We start from the raw sequence: 16,874 nt of genomic DNA, 5'->3' as shown, positions 1-16,874 counted from the left end.
GACCTGGCAGAGACTCACTTCACATTCACGGAAAACGGGGGGAAAGGTCGAGAGTTGTACACTTTTCCTCTTATTTCGCACTATTGTCCGCTTGATGTTTTGGATAAATAGCGAACCCACTGGAACTTCCCTATACCCAGGTGAAAGGAATGCTGCGGCAGCGGGCTGGCTGGTTCGTACGGGAGGGAGGCTTAAGTTCCGCGGACGATTCCGGAGGAGTGACTAGAGAGACTTAGGCAAAACCGGGATTCACGCTGGAGATTTTTTCGGCAGTCAGGGCAGAAAAAAAGTGAGCATGGGCAGAGAATGCACATCAAGCATTCTTTGCACATACGAACGGTGCTCCGGCGGGGATTCCGGTTTTGCCTTAGACTCTCTTCGCGACGGAGGTGTCCCCGGAACTTAAGCCTCCCTCCCGCCCGAACCAGCCAGCCCGCTGCCGCAGGGTTCCTCTCACCGTCCCCCTGCCCCCCCATACCTTCCGACTGTGCAGTCTCAAGTTTAGGAAGTCAAATCCCAAGTTCCCACACAAACAGTTGACTTTTCCCCCAACCCTCTATACAATAAATTATATACTTATCACTATCGGATGCCCCGGCTTTCCATACCACAGCCGTACATCCGATTTCTTTGCGCTTTAGACCTAGTTAACAGGAGAAAAAATTATGCCACAAACCATACCAAAAGAAAACAAAATGGGGTATCTGCCTATCCCTAAGCTATTATTCCAAATGTCGCTTCCCATAATCATCTCCATGCTCATTCAGGCTCTGTACAATATTGTAGACAGCGCCTTTGTCGCCCAGCTGAATGAAAGTGCACTTACAGCGGTGTCTCTGGTATTCCCCATACAGAATTTGATGATTGCGGTGGCCGTGGGGACAGGAGTAGGTATCAATGCACTTCTGTCCCGAAATCTGGGAGAAAAGGATTATGAGGGAGCAAATCTGGCAGGAAGGAACGGTATCTTTCTCTCTGTCTGCCATTATATTGTTTTTGCAATTCTGGGCGTCTCACTGGCCACTGCTTTTTTTGATCTCCAGACTGCCCACGAGCAGATCCGTGCCTATGGGATTCAATACATGTCCCTGATCTCTGTGTTCAGCTTCGGAATTTTTCTGGAAATCACTATGGAACGTCTGCTTCAGGCTACCGGGCGGGCTGCGCTCTCCATGGTAACCCAAGGAGTTGGTGCAATCGTCAATTTAATTATGGACCCCATTCTTATCTTCGGGTTATTTGGCTTTCCGCGGTTAGAGGTAGCGGGTGCGGCTATCGCCACAGTTTTCGGTCAGATCATCGGAATGCTGCTGGGCCTGTTTCTGAATGTTAAGTATAATAAAGAAATTAATATTAATATGAGGCACTACCGTCCTCATTCCCGTGTGATCCGGCAGATTTACGCCGTAGGAATTCCTTCTATGGTGGTACAGGCTATCAGCTCTGTTATGACTTTTGGCATTAATAAGATTCTTCTCATGTTTACCTCTACAGCAGCCGCTGTATTTGGGATCTATTTCAAGCTGCAGAGTTTTATATTTATGCCTGTATTTGGACTGAACAACGGCATGGTGCCCATTATTGCCTTTAATTACGGAGCCAAAAGCAAAAAGAGGATTATGTCTACCATACGCCTCAGTATCCTCTCAGCAGTCACGATTATGTTACTTGGGCTTGTATGTTTTGAGGTCTTCCCGGGGCAGTTTTTATCTCTATTTAATGCCTCAGAGGATATGCTGGCAATCGGTGTTCCCGCGCTCCGCATTATCAGTCTCAGTTTTATATTTGCCGGCTACTGCATCGTAGTTGGCTCAGCGTTCCAGGCCCTTGGAAACGGTACCTACAGTCTTATTGTCTCTGTGGCAAGGCAGATGCTGGTAATACTTCCCTGTGCATACCTCTTCGCTAAGGTATTTGGGCTGCACGCAGTGTGGTGGGCATTTCCTCTTGCAGAATTAGTATCCGTGGCTCTGTCCACGCTGCTTTTTAGGAGAATCTATCGGGAGAAAATACAAAGTCTATCGTGAAGCAGACAGATACAACAACCGAATTCCCGGTAAACTTTTATTCATCTATTGCTGCCAAAAATCTCTTTTAATATGGAAATAAACAATTGGGATACCTTGGGCAGATAACTATTTTTGCGGTATACAACCCCAAGATCCCAACTTGCACTGCTGTCATCCAGCATAAAATAAGTCACTCTCCCCGAATGGCGGCAGACACCTGCACCTTCGCCGGGTACGAATGTGCAGGCAATTCCCTCAGAAACAAGGTTGATAGCGGTAGTCAAATTACCGGTTTCCAGCAGGATATCAGGTTCTATTTGATTTTTTGCTAAAATTTGCTGAACCTCATAGGTCAGATTTTGACCGGGCTTTGTTAATATAATAGGTATTTTTTTGACCAGCGCAAGGGGGGCCAGGGGAAACCTGCCCTGATAGCGGCAGTCCTGCAGCAGAGTCTGCACATAAGGGTGATTCGTAGGTGCAGCCAACAGAATCGGTTCGTCAAAAATTGCTTCACAAGTCAGTTTATTGTAATTTAATGTGTGCGGAAGATTCATAACCGCAAGATCTATATTGTCATTGAGGAGGGCGCTTTCCAGTTGATTGGAGCGTCCTTCAAACAATTCAATATGAATTTTAGGATAACGGCGGTGAAATTCCGGGAAAATGTCGGGCAAAAGGCAGGCGCCGCGCCAGAGGGCGATGCCTAACCGCAGACGACCGCTCACCTCACTTTTAATATCCTGAAATTCTCTTCTCAGATTTTCATCTAACGTTTTCATCTGCAGTATGTATTTATAATAGCACTCGCCAGTATAAGTCAGTTTGAGAGGGGAAGTACTTCGGTCAAATAATTCCACACCGAGGTTGTTTTCCAGACGTTTCAGATACTGGCTCAGGGCAGGCTGTGTCGTATAAAGATTTTGGGCGGCCTTCGTCAGACTGCCGGCTTCCACAATGGAAGTAAAGTATTCGTAATTATGATTCATAAGCACTCCTTTGCTATATAACAGAAACATTATAATCTATATAGTACTATTGCCATTTGCTTTTGTCAATAAAATAGAATATTATAAAAGTACAGTAAGGATGCGCATATAACTTACACAATAAACAGTCTTAGTCACAAAAGCAAGTATTATACATAACAAAAAAATTATGGGAGAACTGTATTTGGAGGTATATAATGAATCCAGCAATTATAACATTGATTGTATTGGCAATTATGGTTGTATTTTTTGTAACAAATAAATTCCCCCTGGGGCTTGTATCTATGGCGGGCGCAATCCTTCTGGGCTGCATGGGAATCATTGATAAGTCAGATGTGTTTGCCTCATTTTCCGGATCAACAATTGCACTTCTGGCAGCAATGATGATTATCGGTCAGTCACTTTTTTACACAGGAGTAGCAGATAAAATGGCGCATATGCTGGTAAAAATAACCGGCACGTCAGAAAAGGGCATTATGATAGCGGCTGTTCTGGTAGCGCTGATTCTTTCTTCTATCTGCTCCGGACTTGGTGTAGTAGCTATGATGCTGCCAATCGTTGTAGCGATGAGTATGCAGGCCAAGGTTTCGGTATCCAGACAGTTGATTCCGATGTCTTTTGCGGCATCTATCGGATGCAATCTAACGCTGGTAGGGGCAGCAAGTAATGTCAGCACTGCCGGATTAATTGAAGATATGGGAGTAGATTTCCTTAGCTTTTTTGAGCTGGGAAAGGTAGGATTTCCCCTTTGTATCCTGTTTCTGGTCTACTTTCTGTCCATTGGCAAAAAGCTTCTGACACCCGGAGATTCTTCCGATCCGGAATATTTAAAAGAGTATACGCGAAGGGAAAAGGCAACGGAATTCAATCCTGTAAAAGGGGGAATCTGTCTTACAATTTTAGCGGCAGTTCTGATTGCTATGGCTGTTGCAAGCGATGAATGGCCAATGTATTTTATCGCGGCGATCGGATGTGTACTTCTGATCGGAACAGGATGTATCAGTGAAAAAGAAGCCATGCGGGCTGTGGATTGGCCAACTCTGTTTATTGTAGGCGGTATGAGTGCGGTCTCCAAAGCGATGGCCAGCAGCGGAGCAGGAGATTTAATCGCTAATGCTGTGGTAAGAATCCTGGGCAATCATCCGAATAAAGTAATGTTCTTATTTTTTGTACTGCTTGTCACAATAATTTTGACGAACATGATGATGAATACCTCCACTGTAGTATTGGTAACACCTTTATTTGTTCCGGTAGCTATGGAAATGGGTATTAATCCGGTGGCAATTGGAGTTGCCATCTGTGTTGCGGCCTCTGCGCCATTTTTGACTCCGGTGGGTTCCGGTACAAATACATTAATTATTAAACCGGGAAATCTGGGATTCCGTGACTTCTTTGTTCCGGGTATCGGGCTGACCGTTGTGACACTGATTGGATCATTGCTTCTGATACCAGTATTCTGGCCATTATAAAAAGTAAATAAAGGAGAGACAAGAAATGAGAGCTGTTGTTGTAGATAAAGATTATGGCAGCGTAACTGCCGAAGAGCTGGAGCGTGTTACAGCTGCTTATCAGGCTGCCGGAATCGAGCTGGCCCTGCTGGACTACCAGGTTGTGGCTGCACAGCAGAAAGAACCCACTGTGGAAGAAATTATCGCAGGATGCAAAGGTGCCGATGCTATTCTGGCTACCGGTAATCCCCCCATTACCCGCAAGGTCTTAGAAGCCTTGCCAGAGCTAAAGTTTGTACAGCGGTTTGGCGTAGGCGTCAACAGTATTGACTTGGATGCAGCCACAGAACAGGGGGTAATCGTGCTGAACCTGCCGGGTTTTTGTGCGAAAGAGTTGGCAGATGTTGCAACTGCGATGATTATGGGGCTTGTTCGCAATACAAATTATTATGACAGAGAAATCCGCGCAGGAAAGTGGCCCAAATGCCAGTACCTGCTTCCGGGGGATGTCCGGGAAATGACTCTCGGTTTGTACGGATTCGGAGCGGCCGGGAGATATTTGCATGATATTTTCCATGGAGGTTTTGGGACTAAGGTAATCTCCTGCGACCCGTATGTTTCAGACTCAGTAAAGGAACAGTATCCTCATGTGGAATTTGTGACATTTGACGAGATGTTAGAAAAGAGTGACATTATTTCCATCCATGTGAATCTGACACCCGAAACCACTCATGTTTTTAATAAGGAGACCTTTCGCAAGATGAAAAATACAGCCATGATCATCAATACCTCCCGTGGGCCTGTCATTTCACAGAAAGACCTTGCATGGGCACTGGAAAACGGCGAAATTCTTTATGCCGGCCTGGATACCGTGGAAATAGAGCCCATTGCTAAGGAGGATCCCCTTCTTGCCATGGATAATGTTATCATAAATCCTCACTGTGGATCTTATGGCATCGGGGCGAAGAAAACCCAGATTCAAATGGTATGTCATTTGATTCCGTCAGCAACTGTTGATGGAACTGTGCTATCCCATAACGTTGCCAACAGGAGTGTGCTCGCAAGAGATACAGGATATCAATTTGTATAAAAAATAAATGTCAGGAGAAAAAAATAAATGTCAATTGGGTGTAAGATTATAAAGGAAATCAGCCGTCCGGCAAAGGAACTGGTAGAACGTTTCAGAAATATGCCAGCGGCAAATATTGATGATTGTATGGGGCGTATTGCGGCCGTGGATTCCGGAATCAAACCGGTGGGCTTTAAAGGGCAGTTACTAGGTACTGCATTTACAGTTCGTGTGCCCCAAGGAGACAATCTGATGTTCCATGCCGCCATGGATTTGGCCCAGCCGGGGGATGTGATTGTCATAGATGCAGGTGGTTTTACTGACAGAGCAATATTTGGCGAATTGATGGCAACCTACTGTAAGACCAGAGGGATTAAAGGAATTGTCTGCGACGGGGCAATCCGGGACTATGGCGGACTCGCTGCAATGACGGATTTTGCTGTTTATGCACGGGGGGTAAATCCAAACGGTCCCTATAAAAATGGACCCGGAGAAATCAATGTACCGGTAGTCATCGGCGGAAAGCTTGTCAATCCTGGAGATATTATTGTAGGCGATGATGACGGTGTAATTGTCATTGATCCGGCAGTTGCCTCAAAACTTGCGGACGCGGCCCGGGAAATAGCGAAAAAGGAGGCCGCTATCATGGATGATATAATAAATGAAGGAACGTATATCAGACCATGGGTGGATGAAAAGTTAAAAGAAATTGGCTGTGATTTGAAATAGAACAATATAGCAATTGCAGGGCAGCCGCACCGGTATCTACTATCATACCGGTGCGGCTGCCCTGTTTGGCATCACACAAATTGATTCTGTTGGGCATCATATTCGTAGTCTATCATTTCCATCTTCCTTTTAATGCCCTCTTTATCTACCTGGAGACTCTTACACATGTCTTCCAGAGAAGAGTAATGATCTCTCAGCTGTGTATTCACGTAACTCAATAAAATTGCCGGATCTTTTGGCAGCATAGTTTCACTCCTTACCTGCTTTTTCAGTATTATTTTACTTTAGCCACCAGCTCCCCGTTCACCACATCAATCAGGATCGTGTCCCCTGCATCGATTTCACCGGACAAGATCAGCCTTGCACTGAGTGTCTCCACATATTTCTGGAGGTACCGCTTAAGAGGACGTGCTCCGTATACCGGATCGTATCCACCGTCGATGACATAAGCCTTTGCCTCACCTGTAAGCTCCAGCGACAGCTCCTGATCTGCCAGCCGATGGTTCAGCTCTTTGATAAGCAAATCTACAATACCGCCAATATTCTCTTTTGTCAACGGCTTAAACATAATAATTTCATCCAGACGGTTTAAAAATTCAGGGCGGAAATGATTTCTCAGATCCTGGTGCACCATTTCCTCACATTGCGGGCTGATTTCTCCATCCGGCTGAATGCCGTCCAGAAGATAGGTTGAGCCTATATTAGATGTCATAATAAGAATCGTATTCTTAAAGTCTACGGTACGTCCCTGGGAATCTGTAATACGTCCGTCGTCCAGTACCTGAAGAAGTACATTAAACACATCCGGGTGCGCTTTCTCTATTTCATCAAAAAGTACTACTGAATAGGGCTTTCTTCTCACGGCTTCTGTGAGCTGGCCGCCCTCCTCGTATCCCACATATCCCGGAGGTGCTCCGATTAGCCTGGATACAGAGTATTTCTCCATATACTCACTCATATCAATACGCACCATGTTAGTTTCATCATCAAAGAGTGCCGCTGCAAGAGTCTTCGCAAGCTCAGTCTTACCCACACCGGTAGGACCCAGGAAAAGGAAGGAACCAATTGGCTTTGACGGATCTTTAATACCTGCCTTGGAGCGCAGAATCGCATCTGTCACCTTGCTCACCGCTTCGTTCTGTCCAATCACTCTCTCATGGAGCTGATCCTCCAGCCCCAGGATCTTGGTGCGCTCACCCTCTGTAAGCTTAGAAATAGGTATTCCCGTCCACCGGGATACAATTCTGGCAATTTCATCATCGGTAACGCTCTCACGCACAAGTGAAAGATCCTGCTTCCTTACCTTCTCCTCCTCTATACTCAGCTGCTGCTGCAGCTTTGGAAGCTCTCCGTATTGAAGCTCTGCCGCTTTCTCCAGGTCATAATTTCTCTGAGCCATCTGGATCTGATTGTTCATCTCTTCAATCTGTTCTCTCAGCTTCTGCAGACGCTCCACGGTAACCTTTTCATTATCCCACTGCGCCTTACGGGCGTTAAAATCATCTCTGTAATCAGCCAGTTCTTTCTGAAGGTTTTCCAGGCGATCCTGGCTCAGCTTATCGGTTTCCCTTTTCAGAGCTGCCTCCTCAATCTCCATCTGCATGATTTTTCTCTGCAGCTCATCCAGCTCTGTGGGGAGAGAATCCAGCTCAGTTTTAATGAGAGCACATGCCTCATCTACAAGGTCAATGGCCTTATCCGGAAGAAACCGGTCAGAAATATACCGATCCGATAAGGTAGCAGCTGCCACCAGGGCACCGTCTGTAATTTTAACCCCATGAAATACCTCATAGCGGTCCTTCAGTCCCCGGAGAATAGAAATCGTATCCTCCACCGTAGGTTCATCCACCATTACCGGCTGGAATCTCCTCTCCAGAGCCGCGTCCTTTTCAATATACTGACGGTATTCATCCAGGGTGGTCGCGCCGATACAGTGCAGTTCTCCTCTGGCAAGCATAGGCTTTAACATATTGCCGGCATCCATGGCTCCATCCGTCTTTCCGGCGCCTACAATCAGGTGCAGTTCGTCTATAAATAAAATGATTTGTCCTTCGCTTTTTCTGACCTCCTCCAGAACAGCCTTCAATCGCTCCTCGAACTCCCCTCTGTACTTGGCGCCTGCTACCAGTGCTCCCATATCCAGAGAGAAAATTTTTTTGTCTTTCAGCCCTTCCGGCACATCGCCTCTTACAATACGCTGTGCCAGCCCCTCTACAACTGCGGTCTTACCTACACCTGGCTCACCGATTAAAACCGGGTTGTTCTTCGTCTTCCTGGAAAGTATGCGGATAACATTACGAATCTCCGCATCTCTGCCGATTACCGGGTCCAGCTTTTGGTTTCGCGCCTTCTCCACCAGATCCTGCCCGTATTTGTTCAGAGTGTCATAGGTTGCCTCAGGATTATCTGTAGTAACTCTCTGGTTTCCCCTGACCGTAGAAAGAGCCTGGAGAAACCTGTCCCTGGTAATCCCATATTCATTCCATATTTTCTTCATAGATGGACTTGCATTCTTTAAAAGGGACAAAAACAGATGCTCTACAGATACATACTCATCCCCCATAGCCTTAGCTTCGTCCTCTGCGCTTACCAGCGCTTTGTTCAGATGCTGGCCGATATACGGCTGGCCGCCGGACACCTTTGTCCTGGCATTCAAGGCATTCTCCAGATTGTTTAGGAAATGTTCTTTATTAATCTCCATTTTTTCAATCAGCTTCAGAATCAGACTGTCATCCTGGTGCAGTAGATTATACAAAAGGTGTTCTTGCTCAACCTCCTGATTGCCAAATTCATAGGCTGTCTTTTCCAGATCCTGCACTGCCTGAAGTGATTTCTGTGTAAATTTACTAATATTCATAAAATCGCCTCCATATCGTTTATCTCAAACACATTGTTTATTTGCTTGTTCTATAACTACTATAACATAGTTTTTTGAAAAAGCAAGTATTTTTTTTGTTTTCCCGAAATATTTTTCACTGTCATAGTGTACACCAGAGAAAGTTGATTTTATACCTGAGGATATATCTTAAAGGGCAGTTTCTGCAAAAGCCTTCCTTTGTAACAAAAAAACTGCCGTTCATGGATAGCTCCATAAACGGCAGTAAATCTGCTATGTATTATACAAGACGTCTTACAGATAAAATCGTCTTATATGCAGCGTTTCCGCTGATTTTGATTCCGCCCTTTGGATAAGGGGCACTGTTGGAAGCATGTACAATCTGACCGCCTCCCATATAGATAGCAACATGTCCGGAATAGCAAATCAGGTCACCTGGCTGAGCCTCTGCATAAGATACCGCTCTGCCATAAGATCTCTGTGCTCCAGAGGAATGTGGCAGGGAGATTCCAAAGTGTGCATATACCTGCATGGTGAATCCGGAACAGTCAGCACCGTTTGTTAAACTCTCGCCGCCCCATACATATGGGTTGCCCACAAACTGAGTTGCATAATTAACAATTGCCTGTCCAGTAGCACTGTTTGAACTGCTGGAGGATGATCCTGAAGAACTGCTGGAAGAATCTGAACTGCTGTCGCCCTTGGAGCTATTGGAACTGCTATCGCCTTTAGAGCTGTTGTCTTCATCATCTTTGGAACTGTTGGAGGAATTTCCTCTGCTGTCTTCTTCGTCTGTATCCTCATTGCTGCTGTTGCTGCTACTGTTATTATCTTTTTTAGAATTATCGGAGGACTTATTGTCATCGCTCTTCTGGCTGTCTGAATCTTTCTTAGAGGAAGATTCCTGTGCTGCTTTCTGAGCTGCCTTTTTCTGTGCCTCTTCTTCCGCTTTCTTTGCTGCTGCAGCAGCTGCGGCCTTTTCTTCCTGAATCTTCTGCAATTCTGCATTCTGCTGTTGGATTAAATCTTTATATTCAGCTGCCTGTGACTCGGCTCTGGAAATCTGTGATTCATAGTCGCTTGCTGTGGCTTTTTTCTGCTCTAAGGTTGATTCCAGTTCTTTCTGCTGGCCTTCATATTCAACCTGCATGTCTTCCAGTTCAGCCTTTTCTGTCTCTAACTGAGTTTCAAGGTCAGTCACCTGCTGAACTACCTCTTTCAGCTCATTCAGGCTGTTTCTGTCGTAATCATATAACTGCTGTGTATACTCAGCTTTGCTCAGCATACCGGAAAGACTGTCAGCCTCTAAAAGCATCTGTGCCCATGCACTGTCGCCGCCCTTTTCATATATGTACTGAATTCTTTTCTTCATGGAAGCATACTGCTCGTCCCTGTTTTCTTCAGCAACTTTCAAATCTTCTTTTGTATCTTCGATTTCAGATTCTTTGGTGGTGATATCATCCTTTAAAACATCTATCTGGACAATTACCTCTACCAGATCCTGATCTAATTCATTAATCTCAGCTTTTAATGCTGCTTTCTGATCTTCTAACTTATTAATCTTATTATTCACTGCAGCCAGCTGACTGCTTGTCTGCGCCTTTGCAGCCTTAATGTCATCTTCTTTTGCAGCTCCTACAGAAATAATCTGAGCCATACTAAGTACGATTGCTAAGCTTACTCCAATAAATTTCTTCTTCATAATACCGTTTAACCTCTCATCTAAGTATGTACACTATTTTTGCTTTCTCATTTCCCTCTTGAGATTTCTACGTGTTACGTTTAATATTTATGAAATACTTTCTTCATTTCTTTTACATATTACCACACATCCTAAGTATATGCAAGAAAAAGATCTAAAAATCTCAACCAAAATTTAATATTCATGTAACATTTGTGTGCATTTCTTAATATGTTTGGTCTGGTGTCCCATGAAGCAGCCCCACAGCTGAACTGGTCCCTATTCTGCTGCAGCCGGCGTCCAGAAACTTCTCCAAGTCCTCTCTCGTCTTCACGCCCCCGGCGGCTTTGATTCTTACATTTTCCCCGATGTTTTCTCTGAAAAGCACCACATCCTCTATGGTTGCTCCCCCTGTGCCAAAGCCTGTGGAGGTCTTTATAAAATCCGCGCCGGCGGCTGTAACAATTTCACACATTTTTATCTTTTCTTCTTTTGTCAGATAGCACGTCTCCACAATCACCTTGAGTATCTTGCTGCCCACAGCCTCTTTAAGGGTTTTTACCTCATCCAAAACCGCTTCAAATTTTCCATTTTTTACATCGCTGATATTGATGACCATATCAATCTCATCCGCGCCGTCTGCCAGAGCCTGTCTGGTCTCACAGAGCTTCGCCTCTTTCACACTGTAGCCCAGGGGGAATCCCACTACCGTACATATAGTAAGAGAATTCCCATATGACTCCCTGGCGCGTTTTACATAACAGGGAGGGATACAAACAGACGCCGTACGGCATTCCACCGCCTCCTCACACAGCTTCCTGATGTCCTCCCACACAGCAAATGCCTTTAATTGGGTGTGATCCACATAACTTAATATTTCCGACTCTTTTCTGCTCATTGCTTCCCCTTTCTTCTATATATAATACCGCTGCACAATCAGACAATTCTCTCAAAAATCATCTGTTTTTTGCCTTTCGGCGCCTCTCCCAACGTCACTGCCTTTTCCAGCATACTGACAGCCTCCGGAAAAAGTTCCTCCTTTGATGAATAAAGTGTTGCAATCGGCTCTCCTTCCGTTACATAATCATTAGTTTTTTTATGAAGGATGATGCCGGCACCAGGGTCTATGACACTGTCCTTTGTCTCTCTGCCCGCCCCCAGAAGTCCGGAAGCCATTCCGCACATTTTGGCATCCAGGCCGGAGATACAGCCCTCTGTCTTCGCCTTTATTTCCCGGGAATACGTGGCTCTTGGCAGCAGGCTGGTGTCAGATAAGACCTTCGGTTCTCCCCCCTGGGCTGCAACCATTGCCTTCAGACATTCCAGGGCAGTTCCGTCAGTCAGAGCTGCGGCTGCCTGCTGCCTGCAAATCTCCAGTTCCCCCATTTCCGCAAGATAAAGCATGTTTGCGGCCAGTTCCACAGAAAGCTCTGTGAGATCCTCCGGCCCGCTGCCCTGCAGCGTTTTCACCGCCTCCTCGACTTCCAGGGCATTACCGATGTAATTTCCCAGGGGTTCCTCCATATTTGTGATCAGGGCAATGGTTTTTCTTCCCGCCATTGTGCCGATCCGAACCATTTTTTCCGCCAGCGCCCTGGCGTCTTCCCGCCCGGACATAAAGGCCCCGCTTCCTGTTTTTACGTCCAGAAGAATACAGTCACTGCCCGCAGCCAGCTTTTTGCTCATGATAGACGCGGCAATCAGGGGAATGCTCTCCACCGTGGCAGTTACATCTCTCAGTGCATACAGTTTTTTATCTGCGGGAGCCAGATTCCCGGACTGACCAATGACAGACAATCCGGTCCGGTTTACCACATCAAAAAATTCTTTCCGGTCCAGTACCGTCCGAAATCCAGGGATAGATTCCAGTTTATCCACGGTTCCGCCGGTAAATCCCAATCCTTTTCCAGACATTTTTGCCACCTTTACTCCGCAGGCGGCAGCAATTGGGGCCACAATCAGCGTAGTTTTATCCCCTACTCCTCCGGTGGAGTGTTTATCAACCTTAATCCCTTTAATCTCAGAGAGGTCCACCATATCACCGGACTTAGCCATGGCATCCGTCAAAACTGTCAGTTCCCGGTCTGTCATTCCCTGAAAATAGATTGCCATCATCATGGCAGACATCTGGTAATCCGGTATTTCATCCGTTACATACCGACCTATCATATCCCGGATTTGTTCCTCCGATAGTATTTGCCCATCCCGTTTTGCAGCAATGATATCCGTCATTCTCATACTTCCACCAGCCTTTCCCATATCTAAAGGTTATTGCTTCCAAACCGCTCCGGAAGCAGTTCATTCAAGGTATATTCCCTGTAGTCCTCCGGACTTTTGGCCGCCAGAATCCGAAAGCCTCCATTACAGAACTCTGCCATTACCTGCCGGCACACACCGCATGGGAAACAGTATTCCTTCCCGGTCTGATCCTGTTTTCCGCCTACAACAGCAATGGCGGTGAACTCTCTTTCCCCCTCAGAAACCGCTTTAAAAAATGCTGTCCGCTCTGCACAGTTCGTTGGTCCATAGGCCGCATTTTCTATGTTGCAGCCTGTGTAGACTTTCCCTTCCCGGGTAAGAAGAGCAGCCCCGACCCGGAATTCCGAGTAAGGGGCGTATGCCCTCTCACTGGCGGCCAGAGCTTTTTCAATCAGTACCCTATTCTCCATCCTTTGCCTCTATCTCTCCCAGAAAACTTGTGCCTGCTATCCTTCCCTCCACCTGGAAGATATCCAGAATGGTCGCGGCAATGTCTGCAAATGACTTTCTTGTACCCAGAGAAACCCCTTTTTTCACATGTTTCCCACAGACAAGAAGGGGGGTGTATTCTCTTGAATGGTCTGTGCTGGCAGTTCCGGGATCACAGCCATGGTCAGCGGTAATCATCAGGATATCATTTTCTCGCATTCCATCCAGGAATCCGCCCAGCCACCGGTCAAACTCAGTCGCCGCCCCTGCATATCCGTCAATGTCATTTCTGTGTCCGTAAAGCATATCAAAGTCCACCAGATTTACAAAGCAAAGGCCGTTGAAGGATGTGCTCTGCCACTGTGCGGTGATTTCCATCCCATTCTGGTTGCTCTCAGTGGATTTGGTCTCAGAGACACCTTTTCCTGCAAAAATGTCATATATCTTCCCAACCCCTATCGTTGCCAGACCTGCCCTGGACAGACAGTCCAGCATGGTATCCTTCGGAGGAATCAGAGAGAAATCATGCCTGTGGGGTGTTCTCTTAAAATCCGGAGCCTTTCCTATAAAAGGACGGGCAATGACTCTTCCCACACCGTGCTCTCCCTGAAGTATTTCCCTGGCCTTACGGCACGCTTCATACAGTTCTTCAAGAGGGACAATTTCTTCGTGAGCGGCAATCTGGAATACACTGTCTGCAGAAGTATAGACAATATAATCCCCGGTTTTCATATGTTCCTCCCCGTAATCCCGGATTACATCAGTGCCGGAATATGGCTTATTGCACAGCACGCCTCTCCCTGTGGCTTTGGAGAATGCTTCCAGAACTTCCCCGGGAAATCCATGGGGATACGTGGGAAAAGGCTTTTCTGATATCAGACCTGCGATCTCCCAGTGCCCGGCTGTTGTATCCTTTGCCATAGAGGCTTCCTGCATCCTGGCGAAGGAACCCAATGGATGTTCCGTGCGTTTTCCGCAGGTAACGCCTTCTATATTAAAAAGTCCCAGCTTTCTCATATTCGGAGTATCATATCTGGCCGATGTTACAATGGTTCCCAGTGTATTGCTTCCCACATCCCCGAAAAGATCCGCATCCGGCTCTTCTCCGATTCCAAAGCTGTCCAGTACAATTAAAAACACTCTTTTATCATTCATCTGTCTCAATTCCTTTCCTACAGCACACTATTACTTTTATTCTTCAAACAGGTCCTTTAATACCTGCTCCGCACTTTTCTTTGTATATCCCTCCGGATCCCTCATTACTTTATTTCCTGATATATCCCAGCGCATCTGGCTGAAATGACTCAGATAATACTGAGGACCTGAGGAATTGCCGAACTTCTTATTCCAGTCCGGAAAATACTTTTTCATATAAGAATTGGCGAGAGATATGGCCTTGCTGGAGTAACTCCCCGAAGGCGTCGTCGTACCGTTAATCTGTACCCCCTTTGGTGAAGAATGTACAAAGACCACGCTGCCGTCAGAGCACTGGCCGATAACCAGATATACATGATTATGACATCCGCAGGTAGAGCCCATCACATCCCCGGCCCTGTAGTCCTTCACTTTTGATCGATCAATTTTGGTACCCCAGCCTCTGGACGCATAATTGGAAACCATAGCGGTGGAGGTTACTGTGCAGCTGCTTTTCCCGCTCACTTTATTTAACGCATTGTAGACAGACCAGCCTACAAACCCGGAACAGTCCAGTCCATTCTCTGACTGATATCTTGTGGTATTGTAATCATAAGAGGAATTCTGCTTTTCATAGAACTTCTTCCACTGGGGACTTGGCCCCTTTCTTGTGGCATCCTCATCCCAGCCGCCTCCGTACACATACATGGTAGAACCTACCGGAACCATGGCATTCTGAAGCAGCCCTTTTATGGTTCCCAGAGCCGGTTCGTAGTATTCCCCTTTCCGGTTAATCAGATAACCGTCGATGCAGGTATTCACTGCCATGGCACCGCTTCCGTAGAAATAATACCAGGTACTGCCGACCTTCTGCCAGCCTGTAGCCATAGCGCCGCTGCCCTTTAGATAATACCAGATCTGGCCCTGGAGCAGCCACCCGGTCTGCATGGCACCCTCTGTCTTCAGATAATACCAGGCTCTGCCTATCCGCTGCCAGCCTGTCTGCATCACACCGCTTCCTGACAGATAATACCAGGTTTTTCCCACCTGCTGCCAGGAAGTAGCCATGGCTCCGCTGCTCTTCAGATAATACCAGCTTTTCCCCTGGAACAGCCACCCGGTCTGCATGGCACCCTCTGCCTTCAGATAATACCAGGCTCTGCCTATCCGCTGCCAGCCCGTCTGCATCACACCGCTTCCTGACAGATAATACCAGGTTTTTCCCACCTGCTGCCAGGAAGTAGCCATGGCTCCGCTGCTCTTCAGATAATACCAGCTTTTCCCCTGGAACAGCCACCCAGTCTGCATCACACCGTTTTCCTTCAGATAGTACCATTCCTTCTGTATCTGCTGCCAGCCTGTCTGCATCACACCATTGGAGTTCATATAATACCAGGCTCCCCCGGTCATCACCCAGCCTACAGCCATACTTCCGTCTCCGGTAAGATAGTACCAGGTTTTCCCGTCAGACATCCATTCATTCTTTTTCATACCATATTCTGTCAGGTAATACCACTTTCCCTGATCCTTTAACCAGCCAGTCACCAGCCAGCCTGCTTCATTAAAATAGTAGGCAGAGCCGCTGATGGTTTTCCAGCAGGATTTGGGATATGTGCCGTCTGCGTTCCTATACCACCAGCGTTCCCCCTCCTGCATCCACTGGGCCTGACTGTATCCCGGAATCCATCTGCCGTCGCTGCCCACATAATATTTTCCAATCCACGCATTCACTGCCATTGCACCGCTTGCTGTAAGGTAATAATCTCCCGCCCACTGCTCAGCAACCATGACACCGGATGTGGAAAAGTAGTACCATTGCTCCTTCATATATCTCCAGCCAACAGCCATCCTTCCGTCTTCCTCAAGATAATACCAGCTGCCGTTCTCCTCCAGCCAGCCTGTATGTAATTTCCCGTTGGAATTATAATAATACCAGGTACCGCCCTCCTGTATCCATCCTATGGTCAGCACTCTGTTTTCTGCCTCCAGCGGCTGTGTCTCTTCCGGAGCCTGGCCTGTCACGTCTTCCTCTTCAGGACCATCTGCCTGCGTCTCTTCTGTCTGTCCTGTGTCTCCTGTCTCTGCCCATACACAATCTTGTCCCATACCGCCTAAAAGAAAAGCAAGCAGCACAAGGCAGAATATCCTGGCAAAATTTCTCTTTCTGTCTTCTCTCTTCATCTTGTCTAACCCCTTCCTGTATACGCTGTAACCCCCCTATGCATCTGATTATAGCAAACTCCCCTTACACATGCAAAATCTTTCTCCTTTTATGAGATCACAAATAGCGG

13 protein-coding genes are annotated in these 16,874 nt (G+C 46.7%); 4 read left to right on the top strand and 9 right to left on the bottom strand.

Translation table 11 applies throughout. From position 1 onward, the window contains the following. The first annotated feature begins 665 nt into the window (after positions 1 to 665). Positions 666 to 2,027 carry an MATE family efflux transporter gene (locus GKG41_RS14125; protein ID WP_154259681.1) on the top strand — a complete coding sequence of 454 codons (1,362 nt, stop codon included), beginning with the start codon at positions 666 to 668 and terminating at the stop codon, positions 2,025 to 2,027. A 41-nt stretch (positions 2,028 to 2,068) separates the two neighbouring features. On the opposite strand, the gene GKG41_RS14120 is transcribed toward GKG41_RS14125, so the two are convergent. Next, entirely contained in the window at positions 2,069 to 2,998 is a 930-nt protein-coding gene (locus tag GKG41_RS14120) for a LysR family transcriptional regulator (RefSeq protein WP_173015489.1), read from the bottom strand. 197 nt (positions 2,999 to 3,195) lie between these two features. On the opposite strand from GKG41_RS14120, the gene GKG41_RS14115 reads away from it, so the two are divergent. Genes GKG41_RS14115 through GKG41_RS14105 form a run of 3 tightly spaced genes read left to right on the top strand, consistent with a single transcriptional unit; the run spans position 3,196 to position 6,244 of the window. Continuing rightward, on the top strand, positions 3,196 to 4,467 hold the full coding sequence (locus GKG41_RS14115) for an SLC13 family permease (RefSeq protein ID WP_154259676.1): 1,272 nt from the start codon (positions 3,196 to 3,198) through the stop codon (positions 4,465 to 4,467). Between the two features lie 25 nt (positions 4,468 to 4,492). Continuing rightward, positions 4,493 to 5,536 (top strand): C-terminal binding protein, encoded by a 1,044-nt coding sequence (locus GKG41_RS14110; RefSeq protein WP_154259674.1) that lies wholly within the window; start codon positions 4,493 to 4,495, stop codon positions 5,534 to 5,536. A gap of 27 nt (positions 5,537 to 5,563) precedes the next feature. Beyond that, positions 5,564 to 6,244: an RraA family protein gene (locus GKG41_RS14105; RefSeq protein WP_154259672.1), complete on the top strand. Its 681-nt coding sequence runs from the start codon at positions 5,564 to 5,566 to the stop codon at positions 6,242 to 6,244. A gap of 71 nt (positions 6,245 to 6,315) precedes the next feature. On the opposite strand, the gene GKG41_RS14100 is transcribed toward GKG41_RS14105, so the two are convergent. The 8 genes from GKG41_RS14100 to GKG41_RS14065 all read right to left on the bottom strand — a co-directional run bounded on the left by GKG41_RS14100 (position 6,316) and on the right by GKG41_RS14065 (position 16,764). Continuing rightward, positions 6,316 to 6,489, bottom strand: a complete 174-nt coding sequence (locus GKG41_RS14100) for a DUF4250 domain-containing protein (protein WP_072849308.1) — start codon at positions 6,487 to 6,489, stop codon at positions 6,316 to 6,318. Between the two features lie 29 nt (positions 6,490 to 6,518). Further along, on the bottom strand, positions 6,519 to 9,101 hold the full coding sequence (gene clpB, locus GKG41_RS14095) for an ATP-dependent chaperone ClpB (protein WP_154259670.1): 2,583 nt from the start codon (positions 9,099 to 9,101) through the stop codon (positions 6,519 to 6,521). Positions 9,102 to 9,360: 259 nt separating this feature from the next. Next, positions 9,361 to 10,782 (bottom strand): C40 family peptidase, encoded by a 1,422-nt coding sequence (locus GKG41_RS14090; RefSeq protein ID WP_154259668.1) that lies wholly within the window; start codon positions 10,780 to 10,782, stop codon positions 9,361 to 9,363. A gap of 205 nt (positions 10,783 to 10,987) precedes the next feature. Next, complete coding sequence (deoC, locus tag GKG41_RS14085; RefSeq protein ID WP_154259666.1) at positions 10,988 to 11,659, bottom strand: deoxyribose-phosphate aldolase; 672 nt, start codon at positions 11,657 to 11,659, stop codon at positions 10,988 to 10,990. 38 nt (positions 11,660 to 11,697) lie between these two features. Beyond that, positions 11,698 to 12,999, bottom strand: a complete 1,302-nt coding sequence (locus GKG41_RS14080; RefSeq protein ID WP_154259664.1) for a pyrimidine-nucleoside phosphorylase — start codon at positions 12,997 to 12,999, stop codon at positions 11,698 to 11,700. 23 nt (positions 13,000 to 13,022) lie between these two features. After that, positions 13,023 to 13,430 (bottom strand): cytidine deaminase, encoded by a 408-nt coding sequence (locus GKG41_RS14075; protein ID WP_154259662.1) that lies wholly within the window; start codon positions 13,428 to 13,430, stop codon positions 13,023 to 13,025. Next, positions 13,420 to 14,604, bottom strand: coding sequence for a phosphopentomutase (locus GKG41_RS14070; RefSeq protein WP_154259660.1), 1,185 nt, complete (start codon positions 14,602 to 14,604; stop codon positions 13,420 to 13,422). Before GKG41_RS14070 ends, GKG41_RS14075 begins: the two co-directional genes overlap by 11 nt. Before the next feature lie 36 nt (positions 14,605 to 14,640). Continuing rightward, the gene (locus tag GKG41_RS14065) at positions 14,641 to 16,764 is read right to left on the bottom strand and encodes a hypothetical protein (RefSeq protein ID WP_154259658.1); all 2,124 of its coding nucleotides are present in this window, start codon (positions 16,762 to 16,764) and stop codon (positions 14,641 to 14,643) included. Positions 16,765 to 16,874: the final 110 nt, after the last annotated feature.

Origin of the sequence: Lactonifactor sp. BIOML-A5 (assembly GCF_009677585.1) — a bacterium.
Taxonomy (GTDB): domain Bacteria; phylum Bacillota; class Clostridia; order Lachnospirales; family Lachnospiraceae; genus Lactonifactor.
The sequence above is the reverse complement of the archived record's forward strand: the minus strand, read 5'-3'. Positions and strand labels throughout refer to the sequence as shown.